11 protein-coding genes and 1 pseudogene are annotated in these 21929 nt (G+C 60.3%); 4 read left to right on the top strand and 8 right to left on the bottom strand.

Annotated features, from left to right (window positions below; genetic code table 11):
• The first annotated feature begins 33 nt into the window (after positions 1-33).
• The 3 genes and pseudogenes from CHC01_RS31695 to CHC01_RS33255 form a co-directional block, all read left to right on the top strand.
• Entirely contained in the window at positions 34-1005 is a 972-nt protein-coding gene (locus CHC01_RS31695) for a FecR family protein (RefSeq protein WP_176454769.1), read from the top strand.
• Between the two features lie 119 nt (positions 1006-1124).
• Positions 1125-12188 (top strand): filamentous hemagglutinin family protein, encoded by an 11064-nt coding sequence (locus CHC01_RS31690; protein WP_176454768.1) that lies wholly within the window; start codon positions 1125-1127, stop codon positions 12186-12188.
• A gap of 197 nt (positions 12189-12385) precedes the next feature.
• Positions 12386-12646 (top strand): annotated as a pseudogene (locus CHC01_RS33255) (IS110 family transposase); the annotation flags it as partial.
• 243 nt (positions 12647-12889) lie between these two features.
• Here the strand turns inward: CHC01_RS33255 and CHC01_RS31685 are convergent.
• The 4 genes from CHC01_RS31685 to CHC01_RS31670 form a co-directional block, all read right to left on the bottom strand.
• Positions 12890-14083: a PepSY-associated TM helix domain-containing protein gene (locus CHC01_RS31685; RefSeq protein ID WP_176454767.1), complete on the bottom strand. Its 1194-nt coding sequence runs from the start codon at positions 14081-14083 to the stop codon at positions 12890-12892.
• A 90-nt stretch (positions 14084-14173) separates the two neighbouring features.
• Positions 14174-16450 carry a TonB-dependent receptor gene (locus tag CHC01_RS31680; RefSeq protein ID WP_244558598.1) on the bottom strand — a complete coding sequence of 759 codons (2277 nt, stop codon included), beginning with the start codon at positions 16448-16450 and terminating at the stop codon, positions 14174-14176.
• A gap of 635 nt (positions 16451-17085) precedes the next feature.
• Complete coding sequence (locus tag CHC01_RS31675) at positions 17086-17409, bottom strand: hypothetical protein (RefSeq protein ID WP_089268289.1); 324 nt, start codon at positions 17407-17409, stop codon at positions 17086-17088.
• Between the two features lie 69 nt (positions 17410-17478).
• Positions 17479-17700: a hypothetical protein gene (locus CHC01_RS31670; protein WP_089268288.1), complete on the bottom strand. Its 222-nt coding sequence runs from the start codon at positions 17698-17700 to the stop codon at positions 17479-17481.
• A gap of 378 nt (positions 17701-18078) precedes the next feature.
• Between CHC01_RS31670 and CHC01_RS31665 the strand changes: the two genes are divergently transcribed.
• Positions 18079-18486 carry a BLUF domain-containing protein gene (locus CHC01_RS31665; RefSeq protein ID WP_089268287.1) on the top strand — a complete coding sequence of 136 codons (408 nt, stop codon included), beginning with the start codon at positions 18079-18081 and terminating at the stop codon, positions 18484-18486.
• A gap of 783 nt (positions 18487-19269) precedes the next feature.
• On the opposite strand, the gene CHC01_RS32150 is transcribed toward CHC01_RS31665, so the two are convergent.
• The 4 genes from CHC01_RS32150 to CHC01_RS32895 form a co-directional block, all read right to left on the bottom strand.
• Positions 19270-19473 carry a hypothetical protein gene (locus CHC01_RS32150; protein WP_141137220.1) on the bottom strand — a complete coding sequence of 68 codons (204 nt, stop codon included), beginning with the start codon at positions 19471-19473 and terminating at the stop codon, positions 19270-19272.
• Between the two features lie 475 nt (positions 19474-19948).
• Positions 19949-20551, bottom strand: a complete 603-nt coding sequence (locus CHC01_RS31660; protein WP_089268286.1) for an LOG family protein — start codon at positions 20549-20551, stop codon at positions 19949-19951.
• Between the two features lie 207 nt (positions 20552-20758).
• Positions 20759-21436: a Crp/Fnr family transcriptional regulator gene (locus CHC01_RS31655; protein WP_349636638.1), complete on the bottom strand. Its 678-nt coding sequence runs from the start codon at positions 21434-21436 to the stop codon at positions 20759-20761.
• Between the two features lie 258 nt (positions 21437-21694).
• A partial coding sequence (locus CHC01_RS32895) for a hypothetical protein (RefSeq protein WP_210421729.1) occupies positions 21695-21929 on the bottom strand: 235 nt, incomplete at its 5' end.

Below are 21929 nucleotides of genomic sequence, written 5' to 3'. Positions count from 1 at the left end.
ACCTAACGCGACGATCGACGAAATATGGACGCGATGGCCAAGGCTGAAGACACATCGAGGCAGACAGGCCTTCCGGACCGCGACGCCTATGACTGGGTGGCGCGATTTGCATCGGGCGATGCAAGCCAGAAGGACATCGACGATCTGAAGCGCTGGGCGGCGCGCGATCCCGCGCATGCGGAAGCCTTCGATCGCGCCAGCCGGGCGTGGCAGACGATCGGCACCGCAGCATCGGAGACACCGCATCCGGCTGGTGCGATGCGCGTTGTGCGACCCAGCCGTCGGCTCTTTATTAGCGGTGCGTTGGCGGCGTCGGCTGCGGCAGCGACGGTCGTTGCTGTCCGCCCGCCGCTCGATCTGTGGCCGTCATGGTCGGAACTCGCGGCCGACTACCGGACCGATATCGGCGAGCGCCGGCAGATCAAGCTGTTCGACAATATCGCCGTCGACATGAACACGCGGACCAGCATCGCCATGCTACCCTCGACGTTTGGCGACGATCGTATCGAATTATTGACTGGCGAGGCCGTGGTTGCGACGCCACTACAAAGCTCGTCAGCACTGACGGTCGTTGCGGGAGGTGGCCACATCGTCGCACGCCGTGCGCGCTTTAATGTGCGGCGCGACCCGGCATCGGTCTGCGTGACATGTATCGATGGTGAGACGACGATCGAGCGCAACTCAGCCAGACAAATCCTGACGGCCGGACAACAGATCGTCTATTCGGATCAAGGAGTCGGCGTCACATCGGCGGCCGATACGGGCACGGTGACCGCATGGCAGAGCGGCCTCATGATCTTCAAGGCAATGCCGGTTGCCGATGTTGTCGTTGAGGTCAATCGCTATCGACGCGGCCGGATCATCCTGACCAATGCGGCGCTTGGACGTGAACGTTTCAGTGCCCGGTTCAGGATCGAGAACGTGGACCAAGTCGTGCATCAGATAGAGCACATTTTCAACGCACGTGTGACGGCGCTGCCGGGTGGCATCATTCTGCTCGGTTGAGCGTTCTCAAATAAATTTCATTCGGTCGTTTCGGTTTGCGCCTGCAATCGGGATCAGCATGACGAGAGCATCGCAAACATTCTGTGATGCTTCGCTTTGCCAGATCTGAAAGTGCAGTCATGTCCGAATTCCATGCCAGTGCCCGTCGCTCCTCCCGCATCGTCCGCCGGGCGGTGCTTCTCGCAGGTGCCAGTGCGCTGGCTTTGACCGGATCGATGGGCGCCGCCGGTGCCCGCAATCTGAACGGGAGCGCTTCCACGCCGGTGACCACGCAGGCCGCGGTGGCGGCACAGGCTGGCGCCCAACAGGCCGCCCAAGCGGCGTCGCTGGCTATGCGTCGCGCATCGGCCGCGATGGAGAATATGCGTGGCGTGCAAGCGGCAGCGCGGGCAGCGGCTGCTGCCGCTGCGGCATCGGCGGTGCCGAATGGGCTGGCGCCGGGCGGCCTCGTCGTGGCGCCCGGTGCAGTCCCCGGCACGACTGATGGCGGCGCTGGTCTGTGGCAGGGCGCCAATTTACCCACGCAGACGGTCGCGGGCGGACGGACGCAGGTCGAGATCAAGCAGACCGAGGCCAAGGCGATCCTGACCTGGGACAAATTCAACATCGGTCGCGAGACGGATCTCTATTTCAACCAGACGGCCGGCGGTGCCGACAAGGCCAACTGGATTGCGCTCAATCGTATCAATGATCCGTCGCTGGCGCCGAGCCGGATTCTCGGCACCATCAAGGCCGATGGGCAAGTTTATGTCATCAATCGCAACGGCATCGTGTTCGGCGGATCGAGCCAGGTCAATGTCCACACATTCGTGGCGTCCTCGCTCAGCCTGAGCAACGAACAATTTCGTGCAGGTATCAACAATACGCTCTCCATCTTTGGGAGCGACGGCTTCGACCATGGTATTCCGACCTTAGGGGACAGTTCGACCGACACGGAGCCGACGAACATCGTTCATTACGGCCGGACGCCAGGAAATGTCGTTGTCGAGGCGGGCGCAATTATCGAAAGTCATAGCGGTGGCAAGGCGATGTTGTTCGCACCGCGTGTTGCCAATGCCGGAACAATCCGGACGCCGAACGGCCAGGTGCTTTTCGGAGCTGGCGAAAATGTCTGGCTAGCGGATCCGAAGTTGAATGACGCGAGCAGTACGATACGCGGCCTTGACTTTGCCGTGTCGTCGCCGTTGGCGGCTCTTCCGAATTATTTGCTACTGAGCAGGGCGGTCGGCAACCCCAACATAAGCCCGGCTTACGTGGCGGTGATGGCTGAAATGGACGCGCGTGCCGCCAGCGTCGGATATCTCGTGTCGAATACCGGAGCCATCGAAGCTCCCCGCGGCAATATTACGATCAAGGGCCGGGAGATCCAACAGAACGGTACGGTGGTCGCATCCACTGCGCTCAACAATCAAGACGGCTCCATCAATATCAGCGCCTGGAGTCAGGGCATTTTGGGGGTTCACACCGACTTCGCGTCCGGTCGTGGCCTCTATTCGTGGGGCAGCGGAAAACTGAGCCTCGGTTCGGGCAGCCTCACCACGGTCATGCCGGACCTGACCGATACCAGCGTCATCGAGCAGAGCAATGTCGGAACGCGTTATCGCGCGGGTGCGGTCGATCTGCGTGGCACTTTGATCGACATTCAATCCGGAGCCAGCGTCGTTGCACCTTCTGGTACGATCACGGTGATCGCCAGCAAGCTTCCGCCGGCGATTCCCGGCGCTGTCCCGGGCACGCTGGATAAGACCGATGATGGCAGCCGCATATATATCGATTCCGATGCGCTGATCAGCGTCGGTGGTCTGCGTGACGTGGTGCTCGCGATGGAAACCAACAATGTGACAGCGGAGCTGCGGATCAACGAGTTGCGTGACAACGTTCTCTACATCGACTCGTGGCTGCGCGGCGCGACGATTCATATTGACAAGCGTGTGAATGGGACATTTGCCGATGGCCCAATGGCGGGCGTGCAGTGGTTCAAGGACAAGGGTGGCACCTACCAGACCGGACGCTGGGAAGGGACGCCGATCGGCGATGTCAGTGGATGGATCGGAACCGGCAATACGACCCTCGCCGAACTATCGACCGCCGGCGGCAAGATCTCTCTGAGGGCGGGCGGCGAGACGATCATCCGTGCCGGTGCGATGCTCGACGTGTCCGGCGGTTCGGTACGCTACACCGATGGCTGGATCACCACGACCAAACTGCTCGGCGTCGATGGCCGTATCTACGATATCGGCAACGCAATGCCCGACCAGCAATATGTCGGATTTCCCGGCAGCTTCATGCGCCGTCATGAGCGCATCAACCTGACGGAGACGTGGCGGACCCCATTAGATCGCAACACCGCAAGACGTTTCGAACAAGGTTATCTCGAAGGCCGCAACGCCGGCAGCATCCTGATCTATGACGGCGCCGGTCTGGCCATAGAGGGTGAACTCGACGGCCATGTCATCACGGGCCGACGCCAGGCGGCAAATGGCAAGCCGGCCACCGCCGGCAACCTACAATTTGGCGGTGGCAGCGTTCCAGAGGGACCGTGGCTGGGTTCAACATTCGTGATTACACACGCTGCCCCGACGCTCGGCAGCGGCTTCACCCTTGCTAGCAAATTGCCGAGCGCTTTCTACGATCCGCAATCGAACTCGGCCGATGCCGCACGCGAACAGCCCGCTCGCGCCAAGACAGCCTATATCGACGATGGTATCCTCAACCGATCTGGCATGGGCAGGATCGACGTCACTTACAACAAGACCTTCAAGCTCGAGGAGGGCGCGCATCTCGATCTGACGCCGGGCGCAACATTGAACGTCCTCCAGCACGGCAGCCCCAGCAGCGCACTGCCGAGCACCGCGGAAATCAACGGCAGTATCCGCATCGCTGGCGGCACGATCGCGATTGGAGTCGGCAACAAGATAGTTGTGGGTGCCAAGGCGATTCTTGACGTCAGCGGAAGCTGGCTCAACGACGCTGCCGATGGCGGACCGGCGCCGTTTTCGCAGATCAATGGCGGCAGCGTCGCTTTGGCAGTCGATTCCAATGCGCTGGCATCAGGGGTCAAAGGCGAGGTTGCCATTGCATCCGGAGCCACTATCGATGTCTCCGGTGGTGCCAGGCTCGGTGCGAATGGCGCAAAGACGAAATTAAAATTGGGCGACGCCGGCTCGATCACGGTCACTAACCTCTCCAACAAGAGTCTCGACGGCGTCGATCTTCGTGGCTATGCGGCCGGATCCGGCGGCACGCTCAACATCGGCGTACTCGCTGATGTACAGGTCGGCGGAACTGCGCCGGCAGATGCCGCGACATTCCATCTGCGTGACACCTTGTTTGCGGATCGCGGCTTCCGCGCTGTCTCCATCTCCACGATGGGCAACGCCACGATTCCCGTCGGCGTAACGGTCAGTCAGTCGCCACAGAATGTCGATCTGAGCGGCGTCAACCTATCGTCCGTTGCAACGGGGACGAAGCTGACCGATATCGGCACCGTTCGGGTACTGGATTTGCAGGAACGTCTGGCGCGTAAGCCGGCCAGCCTGGGCATTACGGCGTTCAATACGGTCACAGTAAATGCTGGCGCTACTCTGATGACGGACGTTCGGGGAAGCATTGCCCTCTCGCAACATACTGCCAGCACAATAAAGACGGGGGGCGTCGTCGTTGCCGGCACTATCGTCGCACCTGCGGGAGCGGTGTCGATCGATGCGAAGATCGTGACGCTGGCTGCCACGGCTCAGATCCTAGCTAAAGGCGAGGCGACGATCTACACGGATCCGCGTACAGGTCTGCGCAGCGGCAATGTTCTTGATGGCGGATCTGTCAGCCTGAAAGGCGGACTCACGCTCGATCCATCGGCGCTGATCGATGTGTCCGGCACCGGCGGCGTGATCGACGATCCCCAGCGCGCGCGGGACAGCGATGCGACACTGTTCCTGGTCAGCGATGGCGGTCAGATTATGCTGAATGGCGGGGGTCCGGTCGGATCGAAGATCGATGCTAGGTTGATCGCCAAGGCGGGAGGCATTGGCGCATCCGGTGGCACGTTGAACATCGTCGACTCGGGAGTGCCGTCTGGCTCCGTTCAGAACAGCATGGCCGGCACGTATATGGGATACTTCCGGCTGGTCGGAACTGGCGGCCAGTATTCCTTCGATGCGGCGACTGGCACATACTATGCGAACGCCGCGTCGGGCACGTACAATTTCATCGGCGGAACGATGGCGGGGTCGCCGATCTCCACGCTTGTCCTCGATCTCGATGTCTATGACGAATACGGGACGGCGGCGTATAAAATCCCCATTGCGATGAAAACTGCGATCAATGCACTGCCGTCGGTCATCGGGCTGACGCCGCGCATCGTGAACGGCCGTGCGGCGGACGCGCAAGGAGGCGGTGCAGTCGTGCCCTGGGTCATCGATCCGACCATCGACCAGAAGGCCGTTGTTCTCATCAACAAGTATTTCTATCGCGCAACGCGTATAGGCACGACGAGCGTTTACACGCCGGGAGCGAAAATCCAGATCGACGACACCGTCTATGCCGGGATGACTATGTCTGCCGATACCATCAGCGGCGCCGGCTTCGGGGGCGTCAATCTCCCCGGCATGCTCCGGCTCGACAACGGCGTCGTGCTCAATCTGCAGAATGCGGCAGTCTCGATCGCCGGCAAAATCTCGGCGACGACTCCGGCCGCAAGTGCGGAGATTCACGCCGGCTATCTGACACTCGATCTGGCCGTGGCGGATGCCAATGCGACAGGTGGTTCGGGAACCCTGCTGCTCGACGCCGGCCTCATCGACATCACGTCCGGTGTCACCCGCGGCTACGGCAATACCAGGCTCGTAGCCAACGAAATCCGCATGCACGCGTTCGAATTTGGCGCGACGGCCTTGCTCGATGTCGATGGTGCGCTGACCCTGCAGGCCGGGCAGATCTATCCATCAACGCAAACGACGGCTCTGATCAAGGCGCCAGAGAGAATCTTGGTATTGTCCAACGGTGCGCCATCCGCGCCGTTGTCGGCCGGCGGCAACCTCACTCTGTCGTCCAGAGACATCGACATCTACGGCTCCGTGCGCGTGCCGTTCGGCAGCCTGACGCTCAAGGCCACGCGCGAAATCACATTGGGGGCGGGCGCTACCGTGTCGGTGTCGGGCGAAGGGCTGACGGTGCCTTACGGCATGCTGTTGAACGGTGAAGACTGGGCGTTGCCAGTGAGCAGCGGTCTGCCGACCGTGATTGCAGCGCCGCCGGAAAAGACGCTTCTCCTCGATGCCCCGGCGGTCAATGTGGCTGGGGGCGCGAAAGTCGATATTCGCGGCGGCGGCGATCTGCGGGCTTCGGAATTCGTCGTCGGCAGCGGTGGGTCGCACGATATTTTGGCGATGAATGGCGTTTACGCCGTTCTTCCCTCGTCACGGTCGGCGACAGCGCCGAAAAACGGTGGTGTGGCCGTGGGCAGCCGCATTTGGCTGGCTGGAGGCGGCGGTCTCGAAGCGGGCTGGTACAATCTGTTACCAGCGAAATATGCATTGTTGCCCGGCGGATTCGCCGTCCAGATCACAGCCGGGAGTACCGGAAACTCTGTCCGGAACGCTGTGAAAATGCTCGACGGGACATGGCTGATGTCCGGTCGTCTCGGTAGCGGTCTCGACGGCTCGGCGGATGTGCGCGCGTCGAATTGGCGTGTGATGGACGGCAGCGTGATCCGCTCCTATTCTGAATACAACGAAGCCGGCGCCAACGACTTCTTTGCTTCGGATACTTTCAAGCTGACGCAGTACCGCAAGCTCAGTCTCGACGTGGTGACACCGCGGCGCCCTTCGGATGGCGGCGCCATCGTGTTCAAGGCCCGCGACCAGCTAGTATTGGACGGGCAGTTGCTGTCGCAGGCCGCACCGGGCGGTCGCGCGGGTATCGTCGATATCGCAGCGACCAATATCGCGGTGGTCGGGGCCGGAGTCGACACCAGTGGCCTCGGCGGCTATCTGATCATCGACGCAAGCCGGCTCAGCAATTTCGGTGCTGCAAGTCTGCTGCTTGGCGGCGTCCGCACGGGAACCAATCTCGGTGTATCGCTTGCGGTACAGGCGGGCAGCATCGTGGTTCGTAACGACGCGAACAGCGCCTTGACCGGCCCCGAGATTATCCTCGCTGCGAACGGGGACATCACCATCGCCGCCGGCAGCGTGCTACGAGCCGAAGGTGTCTCGACCAGCGATTCAGGCGATATCACGATCGTGCCGCAAGTGGCGTCGCCGGCGCGCGACTATGGCGCGCTGATGCGTCTGTCCAACGGCACCGTCGCAAGTGTTCGTCGCACCAATGTCGATGGTACGGCGCCGGGCACCGTCGATATCGGTGCCGGTGCAGTGGTTGCCGGCGGCAAGGCGCTGCTGATCGATGCTACACGCAACACCACGCTGGCCAATTCGGCGCAGATCTCCGCTATCGACGTCACGCTGTCCGGCAGCAGGATCGGATTCGGCGGCGGTAGTTCGGGCCTCGTATTCGATGCGGCCGGTCTGGCCCGCTTCAGTCAGGCACAGAATCTCACGCTGCGCAGTTACTCCACGATCGACTTCCACACCGGGATCGATTTCGGCTCGGCCGGTCTCAGGTCGGTCACGCTCGATGCGGCCGGGATGGTCGGTTACAGCGCTGGCGCGACGACGGTGACCGGCAACACGATTCTGCTGCGCAATAGTGGCGGCAATTTCGTCGATCCAATGGTTGCAGCGCAAGGCACGCTCGCGGTCTATGCCGAGCGCATAGTACTCGGGGCGGGCGCAAAGACGATGCGCGGCTTCAACGCCGTCACTCTGACGGCGGCGACGGCCGTTGCCGGGCAGGACGATGGCAAACTGGACACATCCGGCAATCTCACACTGGTGGCGCCGCTCCTCATTGGCGAGAATGGTGCGAGCCAGTCCATCGTCACCACAGGCCACCTGACGGTCGCCTCGCATGACACGGCCGTGGCTCGTGACGTCAACAGTCTCGGTTCGCGCTGGGCATTGACCGGTGCCGCCGTCGATTTCGGCGGCCGTATCGATGCGCTCGGCGGCAGCGTGTCGCTGACGGCAACCGGGGGCAATGTCAATATCCTGGGCGGCGCCATCATCGATGTCGGCGGGTTCGGCAAGACGTTCAACGACGTCACGGCCTATGCCAGTGCTGGCGGTATCGAGCTCACATCCGTTGGCGGCAGCGTCGTGGCCCATGCCGGTTCGACGCTGAATCTCTCCGCGGCGTCCGGTGGCGGAGACGCCGGAAAACTGGCAGCCATCGCCTCCGGTGGCGGTAGCGTGACCTTGAATGGTCTGATCGATGCGCATGCTGCATCGGGAAGGGGCGGCGCGTTCACGCTCGATATCGGTGCGTTGCCCGATTTCGCCGGTTTCTCTCAACAACTGGCTACCGCCGGTTTCTCGCGCTCGCGCTCATTCCGAATCCGTAGCGGTGACGTCGTGCTCGACGGCGTGACGCAAGTGGAAAACTTCGATCTCAGCACGGATGCCGGCAAGGTCACGATCACCGGCACCGTCGATGGCAGCGCGGCCTATGGCGGCAATATCGCGATTTCCGCCGGCAGCGGTCTGGTGATGACGGAGACGGCCAATCTGATCGCGCGGTCCACGACGGCGCTCGGCAGCGGTCGCGTCACGCTGAATGCGTCTGGCGGTCGCCTCGATGTCCGGGGCGGCACCATCGATGTCTCCGGCGGCAATGGCGGCAAGGTGCGCTTCCGTGCGGAGCAGGTTGCCGGCCCCGATTATGTCGCTGTGGACACTCTGATGGCCACGATCATCGGTGCGCGGTCTACGGTGCTCGAGGGCGTGTGGCGTCCAGGAACGACGGTGACTACCGTCGATGCCGCCCTGCGTGACCATGCCAATACGGTCGCCAACGACTTTGTCGGCCACGGCAACGATATCAAAGCGCGCCTGCATGCCAGTAAAGATGTCATCGTTGCATCGGGCATCGAAATCCGCAGCGATACCGATCTCTCACTGAACGTCGATTGGGATCTGTCGGGGCTGACTGCGCGCGAAGGCGCTCTCACTTTGCGTGCCGCAGGAAACCTGAACATCAACGGTCATATCAGCGACGGCTTCAGTGACGTCACGCGGAGCGGCGCGCTGCTGGCGCAAGATTCGTGGGATATAAAGCTGGTGGCCGGCGCGGACCTTGGAGCCGCAGATGCCTTGTCGGTCAAACCGCTCGCGGCGCTCGCAGCCGGCAAGGGTTCGCTGATCGTCGGCGATGCGACCCATGGCTATCAGATCCGTACCGGGACTGGCGATATCGCTGTGCAAGCCGGCGGTAACATCGAGCTCGCGCACTACGAATCGGTGATCTACACCGCGGGCCGCAACGATACGACGGTTCATTCCGACTTTGTCGCGCCGCCCGGCGCCGAATACGGTATCTTCGGCGGAAACCTCGCCATCGCGGCCAATGGCAATGTCAGCACCAGACTGCCCGTCGGTAATTCCGACAACATGCTCTACACCAACTGGCTGAAGAAGGATGGCGTGACTGACGACCATCTCTTGTTCACCGGTCAGCAGGCGACCTGGTGGATCAACTATGGCGGCTTCACACAGGGCATCGGCGCTCTCGGCGGCGGCAATATCGATGTGCGGGCGGCTGGTGATCTCGACAATCTCACCGTCGTGCTCGCTACCACCGGTCGTGTTCACGGCGGCAAGGTCCAAGGCGGCTCGCGCGCGCTGCAGATCGACAATGGCGGCGCGCTGAACGTTGTCGCCGGTGGCAACATCAAGGCCGGCAACTACTATATCGCGCGCGGTGCCGGTGCGCTCGATGCAGGCACCTTCGCCATCGGGCGCACGCTTCGCGGGCGGTCGTTCGATACATCCACAGGTGTCATGACATCCTACGATATCTCGCCTGTGCTGGCACTCGGGGACGCGACACTGAATGTTCGTACGGCAGGAGACATGCGGCTGCAGGCCGTACTCGATCCGCTGATGACGCTCGACCCATCCAAGCCGATATCGGACGGTCAGACCTTCATGCTCGGCCAGACCGACGATACGCGGTTGAGTCTGACATCGACCGGCGGCAACATCACGCTGGTCAATCAGGTCCACTACCTGTCGCAGGACGTGAACACCACTAATTTCTGGCATGAGAGCATGAGCGGGACGTTGTTCGTCCAGTTCGCGAATATGTACGCGAATCTCTATCCGGCACTCACCAACATCGTTGCGCTGAACGGTTCGATTTCCAATCCCGGTCGCATGAACGTGCTTCCCGCCAGCAATGGTGGACTGGCGATGCTGGCCGCGCAGGACGTCACGCCAGGCAATCTCGTGATGTCGCGTGCCACGCGCGAGATGCTGCCCACGGCCCTCCGGCCGTTCGGCAGTGGCATCAAGCTGAATCCCGGGGTGAGCCAGTCGGAGGCACAATTCGTCGCGCTATTGACCAATTCCATTGATCCATATGCCTACTACTCGCTCAGCATGGATTATTTCCGCGAGTTCGCTAATCCATTCGTGCTTTTGAATGCCGGGGACAGGGAGCCGAGCCGTATCTATGCGATGAACGGCAGTATCCGCAGCGGCAACGTGACCACCAACGAACAGACGCTGATGTCGGCCAAAACGGATATCCGCGACTTGACGCTCAATCTGCGCAACCTTCACGCCACCGACGTAACATGGCTGAACGCGGGCAACGACGTCCTCAACAACAATCTCAATACCGAACGTACCCTTGGCACCGTCATCCAGGGGCCGGGATCGCTGTTGCTGACGGCCGGACGAGACATTCATGCGGCTTCGCAGGTGATCATTAGTCAGGGCAATGAAAGCTATAACGTATCTGGACCGGTCAAGGATGCGCAAGTCAAAGGTCTCTCGGAGACGGGGGCGTCGATCGACATAATCGCTGGCCTGAATGGCCGGCAGCCGGACTATGCTGCAGTGTCGAAAGCCTATCTCGATCCGTCCATGGTGAGCACGATGCCGAACTATCTGACCACAACGGTCGATGGGCGCGTGTTACCGCTCTATTTGGTCAACGAGACCAAGACTCTCGCGGACGGGACGATCAAATTGACCCGCACCGGTCTGATCGCCTTCATCAAGCAGACGACGGGTGGGACTCTGTCACCGCTACAGGCCTGGGAGACATTCCAGTCGCTTCCGGCGCTGACCCAGCAGCGTTTCCTGCGCGAGATCTATATGCAGGAGCTCCGGATGGCCGGTCGCGACCAAAACGAGCGCGATGCCGATGGACGTCCGCTGAATGGCGGCTACCGGCGTGGCTATCAGGCCATCGCGGCACTATTCCCGGGCGACACTTGGAAGGGTTCGGTGCTCTCAGCCAATTCGCTGGTCCGCACCGAACATGGCGGCGACATCAACATCCTGGTCCCGGGCGGCAGCCTTCAGGTTGCCGCATTGAATCAGGCCGTCAATCCGGGCGATGGTCTGGTTACTCTCGGCTTCGGCCAGGTCAATATCGCAGCCCGCGACGATGTGGTGGTGAACCGTTCGCGCATTCTCACTTTTAGCGGCGGCGACGTAACGATCTGGTCGACGCTCGGCGATATCGATGCCGGCAAGGGCGCCAAGACAACGCGCGTGCCGAAGGCGCCGTTGACGGAGACCGATGTGGATACGGTAACGCTGACCAAGGAGCAGGCCGACATCAGCGGCTCCGGCATCGGCACCATCGTCGGCTTCGCCGGCGTTGAGCCCGGCGATCTCGATCTGATCGCACCATCCGGCACGGTGGATGCAGGTGATGCCGGCATTCGTGTCGCCGGCAACTTTAATGTAGCCGCGCTTGTCGTGTTGAACGCTGACAACATCAAGGTTGGCGGCGAAAGCAAGGGCGTACCGAAGGCGCAGGCACCGGTGGTCAATCTCACAGCTGAGACCAAGGACAAGGCGGCTGCCGATGCGGTCAAGGATGCGAGCCAGCAGGGCAATGGCAACGAACGGCCATCGGTGATCATCGTAGAAGTGCTCGGCTATGGCGGCGGAGACGATCAGCGTGCAAAAGACGATGAGGATATCCGTAAACGCAGTGACAATCGGCTGCAGGATCCGCGCAGCCGGGTGCAGGTGTTAGGCGCAGGCGAGTTTTCCTACGATGAAGCGCAGCGCCTGGCTGACGTGAAGCGCGGATCGCGGGGGAACTAGAGAGTGAAAATTCATGCATCTCGTCAAACTGGCCCCGTTCGTGGCCACGATGTTCGGTTACAAGAATCATGAGTAATGCAGTTAATGTCTGGTCCTATGCCGCTATCAAAACGTCAGCTCGTGATCCTGTGGACGGCTCTCTACCAGGAGTTCAACCTTAAGGGATTGATCAGTAGAGAACGGCTAGGGAAGCAGCCGTGGTGACTGGTCTCGATCTCGCGAAGTTGGTCATTCAGGTGCATGGTGTCGATACAGAGGGGAAGATCGTTATTCAGCGTCGTTTAACGCGTGGACGATTGCTTCAATTTTCACGAAGGCCTAACGTGCCTAGTCGGTATGGAAGCCTGCGCTACGGCCCACCATTGGGGCCGCGAGCTTACGGAGCTTGGACATGCGGTGCGATTGATGCCGCCTCGATATGTAGAGCCTACGTCAAGCGTCAAAAGAGCGATACGGCTTAAGCGGAGGCGATCTGCGAAGCGGTACATCTCAATATATGGATAGAGCGTGGACGTCACGGCCGACATCGATCCTTTCTTCACCCGCGAATGTTGATGTCATAGGGTCAATGCAAACGCGAGCGTTGCTCTCAAGGCTTTAACGCCTTGCTAGGTGAAGCCCATCCACCGCGCTGCGATTTTTCATAAACAGGCAAGCCGACTAACGGATAGTGCGTGGCCACTTCTGAAACCGCAGAAGCGTTAAATGGCTTCAGAACGCTTTCTTCTTGCCCGTCGCTTTCTCCACCAGATATACAGCCCGGTATAGGCGCTGACGGCAAGGGCGATGCCGATGATCGCGACGAAGATGCGATACGGCAGGCCGAACACCTTTGCCATGTGGAGTGACTGCAGCCAGCGGCTAACGGTGTCACCGGAATACTCACCGGTCGGAATGCGCGTGCCGAGCAGGGCGCCGCTGCGAGCATCAATGAACACGCCGGTCTGGCCGCGATCGTTCTGCACGTCGCGCGAGGTGTTGGCGTAGTAGATGAATGCATCCAAGCCGCGATTGTAGAACAACTGGCTGCGGAAATTGACGGTGAAGCCTTCCTTCGCTGCGACGTCATCCATGGTCCGGACGGCGATGTCATAGGCCTGTTGCCAGCCAAGCAGCGGCTTGCTCACATCCGCCTTGCGGCGCTCCGGCGCCTTCCTGAATTCGAGGAAGGTGGACATCACAGGCGTATAGACCTCTTGCCGCAGATTGAGCATCACACTCGACCAGGCAAACAGGAACAGCACGCCCCATAGCCACAGGCCGGAGGCGCGATGGATGTCGTAATGCAGACGATAAGTGCTGGCATTGCGCTTGATCAGCCAGGCCGGCAGCCAGCGCCGCCAGAATGGCGAAATGCGCGGAAATGTCGACACGATGCCGACCAGGCAATTCACCGTCCACACCAGCGCGACGATGCCGAACAACCATTCGCCGTAAGGCTTCGGTAGCGCCAGCGCATAATGGAGGCGGTAGATGAAGCCGATCAGGGTGGAGCGGTCGAACGGCGTCGCGCCGTATTTGCGGATGCCAAGCAGGCGTCCGTCATACGGATCGAAAAACGCCTGATCTGCATCGGCCAGCTTCGGATCGCTGCGCGTGAGGTTGAAGCGGACCGAACGATCGGCCTCGCGCAGAAACGGAAAACCGAAGATCTGATAGCCCGGCAGCGCCGCGATCGCCCGCGTATGCAGCTCGAACGGATCCAGCATGGCAGCGGGTTGCCCCTGCGCATCGACGCGCGGCTGCACCACATACTGCTCTGGGTTGACGAGAGCCTCGAGCTCCTTCTCGAAGGCAAGAAGGCTCCCGGTCACGCCAGCAATGATGAGAAACACCGCCGTGAACAGGCCCGTCCATTTGTGGATGAAGATCGAGAACGGGATCATGCGCGTCATGCCTGCGGCCGCACGCGGTCCGGGCCTTGAAGCGGTCCGGTCCTGCATGTGTCGTTGGTCATGCCTGCCACGTTCCTCGCAGTTGCTGCACTAGAAACGGAACGTGGTCGAGGCAAGGTAGGTGCGCGGCGCGCCGAGATAGATCTGTCTATCCGCCGAGCTGGTCATCCAGAAAGCGTTGTTGGCGACATTCTCTACAGCTAGGCGCAACGTGATCGGCTTGCCGTTCCAGGGCGATGCGAAGGTGTAGCGCGCACCGAGATCGAACCGCGTCCAGTTCGGGATCAGGAACCGGTTCGCGGCGTCCGCATAGGCATCGCCGAAGTGAATGGCGCGGCCGGTCAGCGTGAGGCCATTGACGAATGGGGTATCCCATTCGGTGCCGAGGCTGACCTGCACGTCGGGAATGCCGACCGCGCGCTTGCCGTCATTGGTGCCGTTCTGGGTCTTCACCTGACGGGCATCCATGAAGGAGGCGCCGCCGAGCAGGCGCCAGCCGGGCGTCAGTTCGCCGAACGTATTGATCTCGACGCCGCGATTGCGGTTTTCGCCGTCGATCGAATAGATCGGCAGCAGCGGCGGATTCGGAATGCTGATCTGAGCCGGCTGCGAGATGTCATAGGCGGCAACCGTGGTGGTGAAGCGGCCCCAATCCACCTTTACGCCCATTTCGTGCTGCACGGATTTGTAGGGTGGGAACACCTGCCCCGAATTCTGGAACGTGGTGTCCACGATCGTGCCCATTTGCAGGCCTTCGATATAGTTTGCGTAGACCGACACATTCTCGAGCGGCTTGATGATTAGCGTGTAGGCCGGCGACCAGGCGGCCGAATCGTAGCCCGACGTGGCGGCGCCGGTGACCGCACTGAAGGCTTCGGACGCGACCTCCTGCCGGCGGATGCCCATGGTGAACTGGATGCGCTTGTTCCACACGGACATGGTGTCCGCGATGCCATAGCCGTTCAGAGAACTGGTATTGGCCTTGACCACCTCCTGCAGCGAAATCGCCTGGAAGGGCGAGGGCTGCGGATTATAGATATTGGACGTGACCAGCGTGCCATTGGTGCGCGAACTGGCGATTTGGTTGCTCCACAGCGTGGTGTTGAAATTGATCTCGTGAAGCACCGGACCGGTCTCGACCGTGGCGCGGAAGCCGGCTCGTTCCGTGTGGTTGTGGCGATCCTGCCGGTTGACGAAGGGCGTCGCCGTGGTGTCGCCGCGGGCATTAATAATGGTCGGATTCGAGATGACCGGCGTGATCGCATTGTCGAAGAAGCCACCGCCGCCATAGATCGTCAGCCAGTCGGTGAGATCCACTTCAGCCTGGAACAGCGCCGCAGTGTTCGCACCCTTGATGCCGGTCCAGGCGGGATTCCAGAAATTGGTCGGCGAGGGCGCGGCCGGCACGCCGGGCAGCGACGTCGCGAGCGTATTGCGCGCGCCGAGGCCGCTGCCGCTGAACTCGTTGTAGAGAATGTCGGCGGAGACGCGCACGCGCTCGCCGCGATAATCCAGCGCCAGCGCGTGGGACTCATCCCGCAGGCTTTGATTGTCCACCTCAGTCTTGCCGTCGCGATAGCTGCCATTATACCGGATTCCGTATTCCTTGTGCTCGCCATAGCGCTGACCGACATCGAGATGCACACCGCCCTGGCCGCGCGACGCGAAAGAGCTGGTGAGTTCGGCGATCGGCTCGTTGCGCGCGCGCTTCATCACGAGATTGATGGCGCCGCTGACGGAGTCGTCCGGCGACTGGCCGTTGAGCAGGCCGTTGAGGCCCTTGATGACCTCGACGCGTTCGACAGCATCGAGGACGTTGAAGTTGTTGTTGCCGATCAGGCCGAAATAGCCGTTGAAGCCGACGCTGGAGTTGCCAAGCAAGAAACCGCGGATCACCGGCTGCTCGCGACCGATATTGCGCGGCAGCGCCGAGCCGACTGCGGGGTCGCTGACCAAAACATCAGCCAGCGTGCGGGCCTGCGTGTTCTCGACGAAATCCCGCGTGTAGTTGGTCTGGTTGAACGGCGTATCCAGCACGCCGCGATTGCCGAGCAGGCCGAGCTGACCGCCGCTCGCCACCTGACCGCCGGGATAAGAGGGCGTCAGCGCGCCGACAGTGCCGCGTCCCGGCACGATGTAAGGCACGGGAGCAGCCGCCTGCAACGGTGTTGCGGCACGGCGGGGCACAGCACGATTGGCAGCTGCACGGCGCGATGGCGTGACGCGGCGCGTGCTATGACGCGACGGAGAATCAACCGTGACGGCCGGGAGCACGGTGGACTGGGCAAGAGCCGGGCTCGCCAGATCAATCGACAATGCGAGATAGCTCACCGCGCCGAGGCAGACGGTCCGAGCCAGATTATTCACGTTCACGTTCAGGCACCCCAAGTCATCGCCAGCTTCTGCGGCGTTTCCAGAGTGCGGTCTAACGTATTGGAACTCTCGTCATAGAAGGTGGAACGTAGAAGCAGTCTAAACCTTCGATTGGGTTTCCGTTTGTTGCTGCCATGACACGCCGAAACCCGCGTCGGTTGCAGGAAGTCGCGTGGTTTGATGTGTTCTTTGAACCTCTAAAAAGTCGCAGCGCCAATCGTCGCACCGGCTCAGTTCTTGCCGGGCATTTTCGCGGAATGCTCACGCGCAGATTTTTCCTGTCTGGAGAAAATGCGTACTGCGTACCAGCAACCATGACCTTCACGGACTTGGCCTGTAAGCCGTTGGTATTTGGGCGAAGCAGGTGGCAGCGCTAGGTATTGACCGGAGTCGATCTGTCTTCCTGACTGGTCGGGAGGACATCCCAGCGCCATGATCGATGCCTTCGCTGGAAATACAGCGGGAAGGGGCGAATTCAGTACGCTGCGCGTCGATCCGCCCCATTTTCGTTCCTTGCGTTTGTCGAAGATTGCGTGAGGTTGTCGAGGCAGTGGGACTACCTCTTATACGCCCGTATCATCGGAAACGGATTTGTTCGAAGCCACTTCCCCGCATGGCGCGCGCGATGTCTATTGGTCGTGAACGTTCAGCCACAACTGAATTGCGCGAGCGGCGCGCATCCACTCGCTGGAGGTTTGGGGGACGCTTCGACCGTGCTGATATCCGGCGAGGTCGCGGATCGCAGTCAAAGCTGCTCGTTCAGCCTCGGCGATCGCGGCAGACGTGTTCGTGGTGACCTGCTCGGTGGACAGGCCGTTCAGCAAAATGCGGGCTTCTTGCTCGGTGCTGATCGCGGCGACCTTCAAGATCGATCGGCAGTAGCGGGCCTTAATGAGGCTTCGTTCGTCGCCTGTTTGGGCGCTCTGTCGGTCAAACTCGATCGTATTGGTCAAAATGCCGCCTTGGTCGATGAGACCATAGAACAGGCAGTTGCCAGCTTAGTTCCTGCTCACAAAGGCAGATCAAACCGATTTCAGGCTGTACCGGGAACGAAGCTGTTTTTGGATGCGCGCCACGGTGGTCGCAAGTTCAGGGTGCCGCCGGCAGTCGGCAGCGTTAGTCAGCGCCGTCCAATTATTACCTCCGGGGACAATAGCGATCGTGGCGCTGGGCACGGCCGTTCCTGCAAGCTTCTCGTGAAAGAGCCAGATCAACTCGTCGGCGGGAATTGGCTTCTTAGGCATGATGGTCTGGGTCTGAGCGCGTCGTTGCGAAATCAAGTCTAGCCCGGCCCATGCTCTGCTCAAGTCGATATGTTTTGCAGGTGATACAAATGAGTGCACCGTCCGTATCTAAATATCATGCAGCCCTGAAGACTGTGATCAAACGCGCAATCATCGTTTTGGATGCGCTCGGCGACTCCGAGATGAGATTTCAGAACGAGGGACAGGTCTGAAACAGGGCGATCAGATGATGCTGCACAGGCCTGGGTATAGTCACTGCCAAACTAACCTTGAGCGAAGAACTGCGCCCGCCCCGGATATGTCCTCGGCGGGCGTTGTCGTTAATGAGCCAGTGAACTCTCTCTGAAATCCGGCGTTAATGGATGTTGGAGGCCCTTTATGTTTCGCATTTTGTATCTCAGCACCGCAAATCAGCAGTTTTCATCCCAGGAGCTTACTGACTTGCTACAGAAGGCAAGGGCGCGGAACGAGGCGGTTCAAGTAACAGGCATGCTTATCCATTCGGACGGCGACTTTCTTCAGGTGCTTGAGGGCGAGCCGGAGAATGTTATCGGGGTTTACGATCGTATCAGCGTCGACCCGCGGCATCGAGACATCAGCGTACTGCAGCGGGGGCTTGGATATGGAGACCGGCTCTTTCCGAACTGGACAATGGGCTTCAAGCGCGTGCCGGATCAGACGTTAATTGACGAGGCGATTGGCGTTAATGGCCGGGTCAAAATGCGATATCTGGATGCAATGTCGGCGTTGGATTTCCTGCTGGCGTGCAGCCGAAGTCAAACGTAGTAATCCGCACTGGCGACTCACAGATTGAAAGCCCTTTATCTCCAAGCTCGCACGCGCATGGCTGTTGCAGGCGCGGCGTAGCCGAACTGCTCCCGTGTCTTAGTCTTAGGCGCAGATTACCCGAACGCCATGGCGAGCAAACTTCCGAAGAGCAGGAATAGCCCGGCTGCGGTGACGGCAAGGTATCGCTCAGGAACGTCGTCTCGATCAGTACGCATGACACACCTGTCGGTTCGGCCCCCGACCGATAGTGCGGACGAATTGATTAAAGCTTTCGGAATCGTCGAAGCCTCGGTCAAAGCGAGCCCGATCTCTTACTCGACGAGCGCAATGCACTCGCAGGCGACGCGAGGCGTAAATATCCGGGGACAGGAACGCCCCCGCCAATCTCAAGGCCACCACGCCAAATGAAGCTACCATCGCCATCCGCAGCGACGCCGGCCCCGGTGCCACCAACACACCCAACGATGCCCGCGCCGGGAACGTCTTCTCCAACCGGGTCCGTGCGGCGGCCCCCATTGCACTGGCGTGATGAGGTCAGCTCGCTTTTCAGTTGCTCCCACGAAAGGTGCGACAGGCATCGCCTCTGCAATATCAATGAAGCGAATACCTGCGGCGCCCACTGCGGTGAGCGCGATCGCATTGCTCGCTAAACGAAGGAATGACCGGCGGTCAGGGGTTTCAGTCATCCATACCTCCTCAGCGTAGGCCATCGACTGTAGCGTCAGATTAGAAAACCTTTCCATCGTCCGGCATCGGTTAAAACCCTAGCTTCGTCGCCGTTCACCACAAGGCCGAATGCCGTTTCAGGACACCTACGCTGGCGATTGAAACGGGATGGGACGCCATTTGTTGCTCTGTTGCAGCTAGGTGGATGTAGCTATTTGCCATGCTGGCGAGGCGCTCTCGGATTGCAGGATCCGTTTCAATTGATGCTCTTTCGTTCAGTTCACCGGCCTGCTTCAGCAGTTCGTTAGGGTCGAGCATGAGCTTCTCCGTCCTCCGTTGTCTAAACCAAGGATCAAACGGCGAATGACTTCATGGCGTTCCATGAATTGTGCATGACCGCCGCAGCGCAACGGAGGCTCGGCGGCCTTGGAGGTGAGGGATAGGAGAGCCGCCGAGCCCGGCCGACAGCCACTGCGAGAACCGCCGACCACGAAAAAAAGTGGCAATACCAAGATTCGTTCCGCGCCATGCCTCGCAAATGAAACGGCCCGACGCTCAACCGAATCCATGAGCGCCGGGCCTGCCTAGGGCGATGTGGAATCAATCCTCAGCCCGGAATTCCTGCATCATAACCAAAGGAAACTCAATGATCCGCCTGTTCTCGGCGTGCGTTTTGCTGTGCGTATTTTTCATGTCACCGGCATCTACCCAGAACTGTCTCGACGAGGTGGTATCGATCAACGTCAGGATGGAACAGAGCACGGAGCGTGAGACACTGCGGAGGCGATCTTCGCTACATCTTGGCCATCACCGAGGGGTTGCCTTCATCGTCCTTGACGATTGCGTTGACAATGGTTGGGATGATGTCATCGACCCGATCAACCACGAGAGGTCGCATGAGGCTCGCGGTGTGGATGAACCCCGCGCTGCCGACGTGGTCGAGCATGGCGATCATCGGGTTCCAGAACCCCTTCACGTTGGCGAAGACCATCGGCTTCCGGTGCTGGCCAAGCTGGCTCCACGTCATGATCTCGACGATTTCTTCAATGGTGCCGATGCCGCCCGGTAGTGCCACGAAGGCGTCTGACCGCTCGAACATCTGGTGCTTGCGCTCGTGCATCGTTTCGGTGACCGTCACGTCAGTGAACATGGTCAACGCAGCCTTGGTGGTCTCACGACCGACGAGGAAGCTCGGGATGATCGCTCCCACCTCTCCACCATTCTCCAACACGCCGCGCGAGACCGCGCCCATGATGCCTGTGGTGCCACCGCCGTAGATCAACTTCATTCCCGCCGCAGCGAGCGCCGCGCCCAGCTGCTCCCCAGCTTCCGCGTAGGCGAGATCGTTGCCGGGTGATGACCCGCAGTAGACACAAACTGATTTGATGTTGCTCATTACCGCATAAGAACCAGTCTCGATCCGTCAAGTCCAGCGGGAAGATGGCATCGAGCGGGATTTGCGTGGTCGTTCGAATCTTCCGATTCCTTTAGAGTGCCTAGTATGAGGCTTATGCTCGTCACCAGCTCAATGTGCTGGATTGCCTCGCTCCAGCGCCGCCCCATGTGATGCGGCACCCTCCGCGTCGTCTCCACATTACTGACTTCAGAACGGCTCGCGTCGCAGATGCAAGTAGCGAGGATTGAACTCGCCACATTTCGCCAGATTCGCCCAATTTTTGATTGTGAGAGATCCGCTCTTGAAGTCAGCAAGGTCGCTGTCTCGAAGGTTCGCCAATGCGCGGTTCACCGTAGCTAGTGATAGCCCAAGCGCCTCTCCAAGTTGATTGAGACCTATCGGCAGAACACAGGTATCCCCGCGAGCCAGGCCGGAAGCCCGCGATCGGTAGAAAAGCTCGCAGAAGAGATGAGCCATGCGGGCAGGGGCGGATCGCGCGCTATTGTTCGTGATCGCCTCACGGAAGATGGCGGCGTCGATCAGGGTTTCACGCCAGATTGCAGCGCCAACCTTTGGTCTACTATCGAATAACTTCATCAAGTCCCGATGCGGGACCGAGGCGACGACGGCCTTGCCGATCGCGCAGACGGCATGATCCATCGCCTCGATGAAAAGACACTGTGAATCCGGCATGTCGCCAGCGAGATGAAAGGATAAATACTGGCGCGCGCCATTCGGCAGGAGATGATAGCGAGCCAGCATCCCTTCGACGACGATGGCGGACACCTTGGGTCGATCGCCCTGTCGAATGAAGTCCTCATGACTATCCAATTCGCGGACAGAGCACGGCAGCCGGCGGATCTCCAAAAGGTCCTCTTGGCTCAGGTGCGAGTGCTCTTTCAGTTTTTTTATAAGGACGACTAGAGGGTCGATTGTAGCCTCCTACGCGGCTGAACCTGTTCGGCTGCGCTCAGCATCCTAGTCATCTTGACGGTGGCTTCAACTCGCTCGAAAGCCAACCCTTGCTGCGCTCCATCGGATCGACCTCGCACTTTGAGCATCTGAACTCCGAATCTCGCTTTTCAAATGACGTCATCTTGCGATTGCACTTCGGGCATTTCGGCGCTGTAGACCCAATAACTGTCATTGGGTTTGCTCGCGAGCGCTGATCTCGCGCCGAACTTCTCGAACACTTGCGAAATGCAGGCCAAGTTCATGAGCACGCTTTTTGACGGAAGCCATTGGTCGCTTCATAGCCGCACATGCTCGTAGAAGCGAAGCCCCCTCTGCATGCAACTGTTTGAGCTTCTCCAAGTCCGCATCTTGCCATGCGCGGGTTATCAGCTGACGCTCATTCATGTCGGTTCCTCCAACGGTT

It is taken from the genome of Tardiphaga sp. OK246 (genome assembly GCF_900188215.1).
Taxonomy (GTDB): Bacteria; Pseudomonadota; Alphaproteobacteria; order Rhizobiales; family Xanthobacteraceae; genus Tardiphaga; species Tardiphaga robiniae.
Note: the sequence above shows the minus strand (reverse complement) of the source record. Positions and strands in the feature narration are given on the sequence as shown.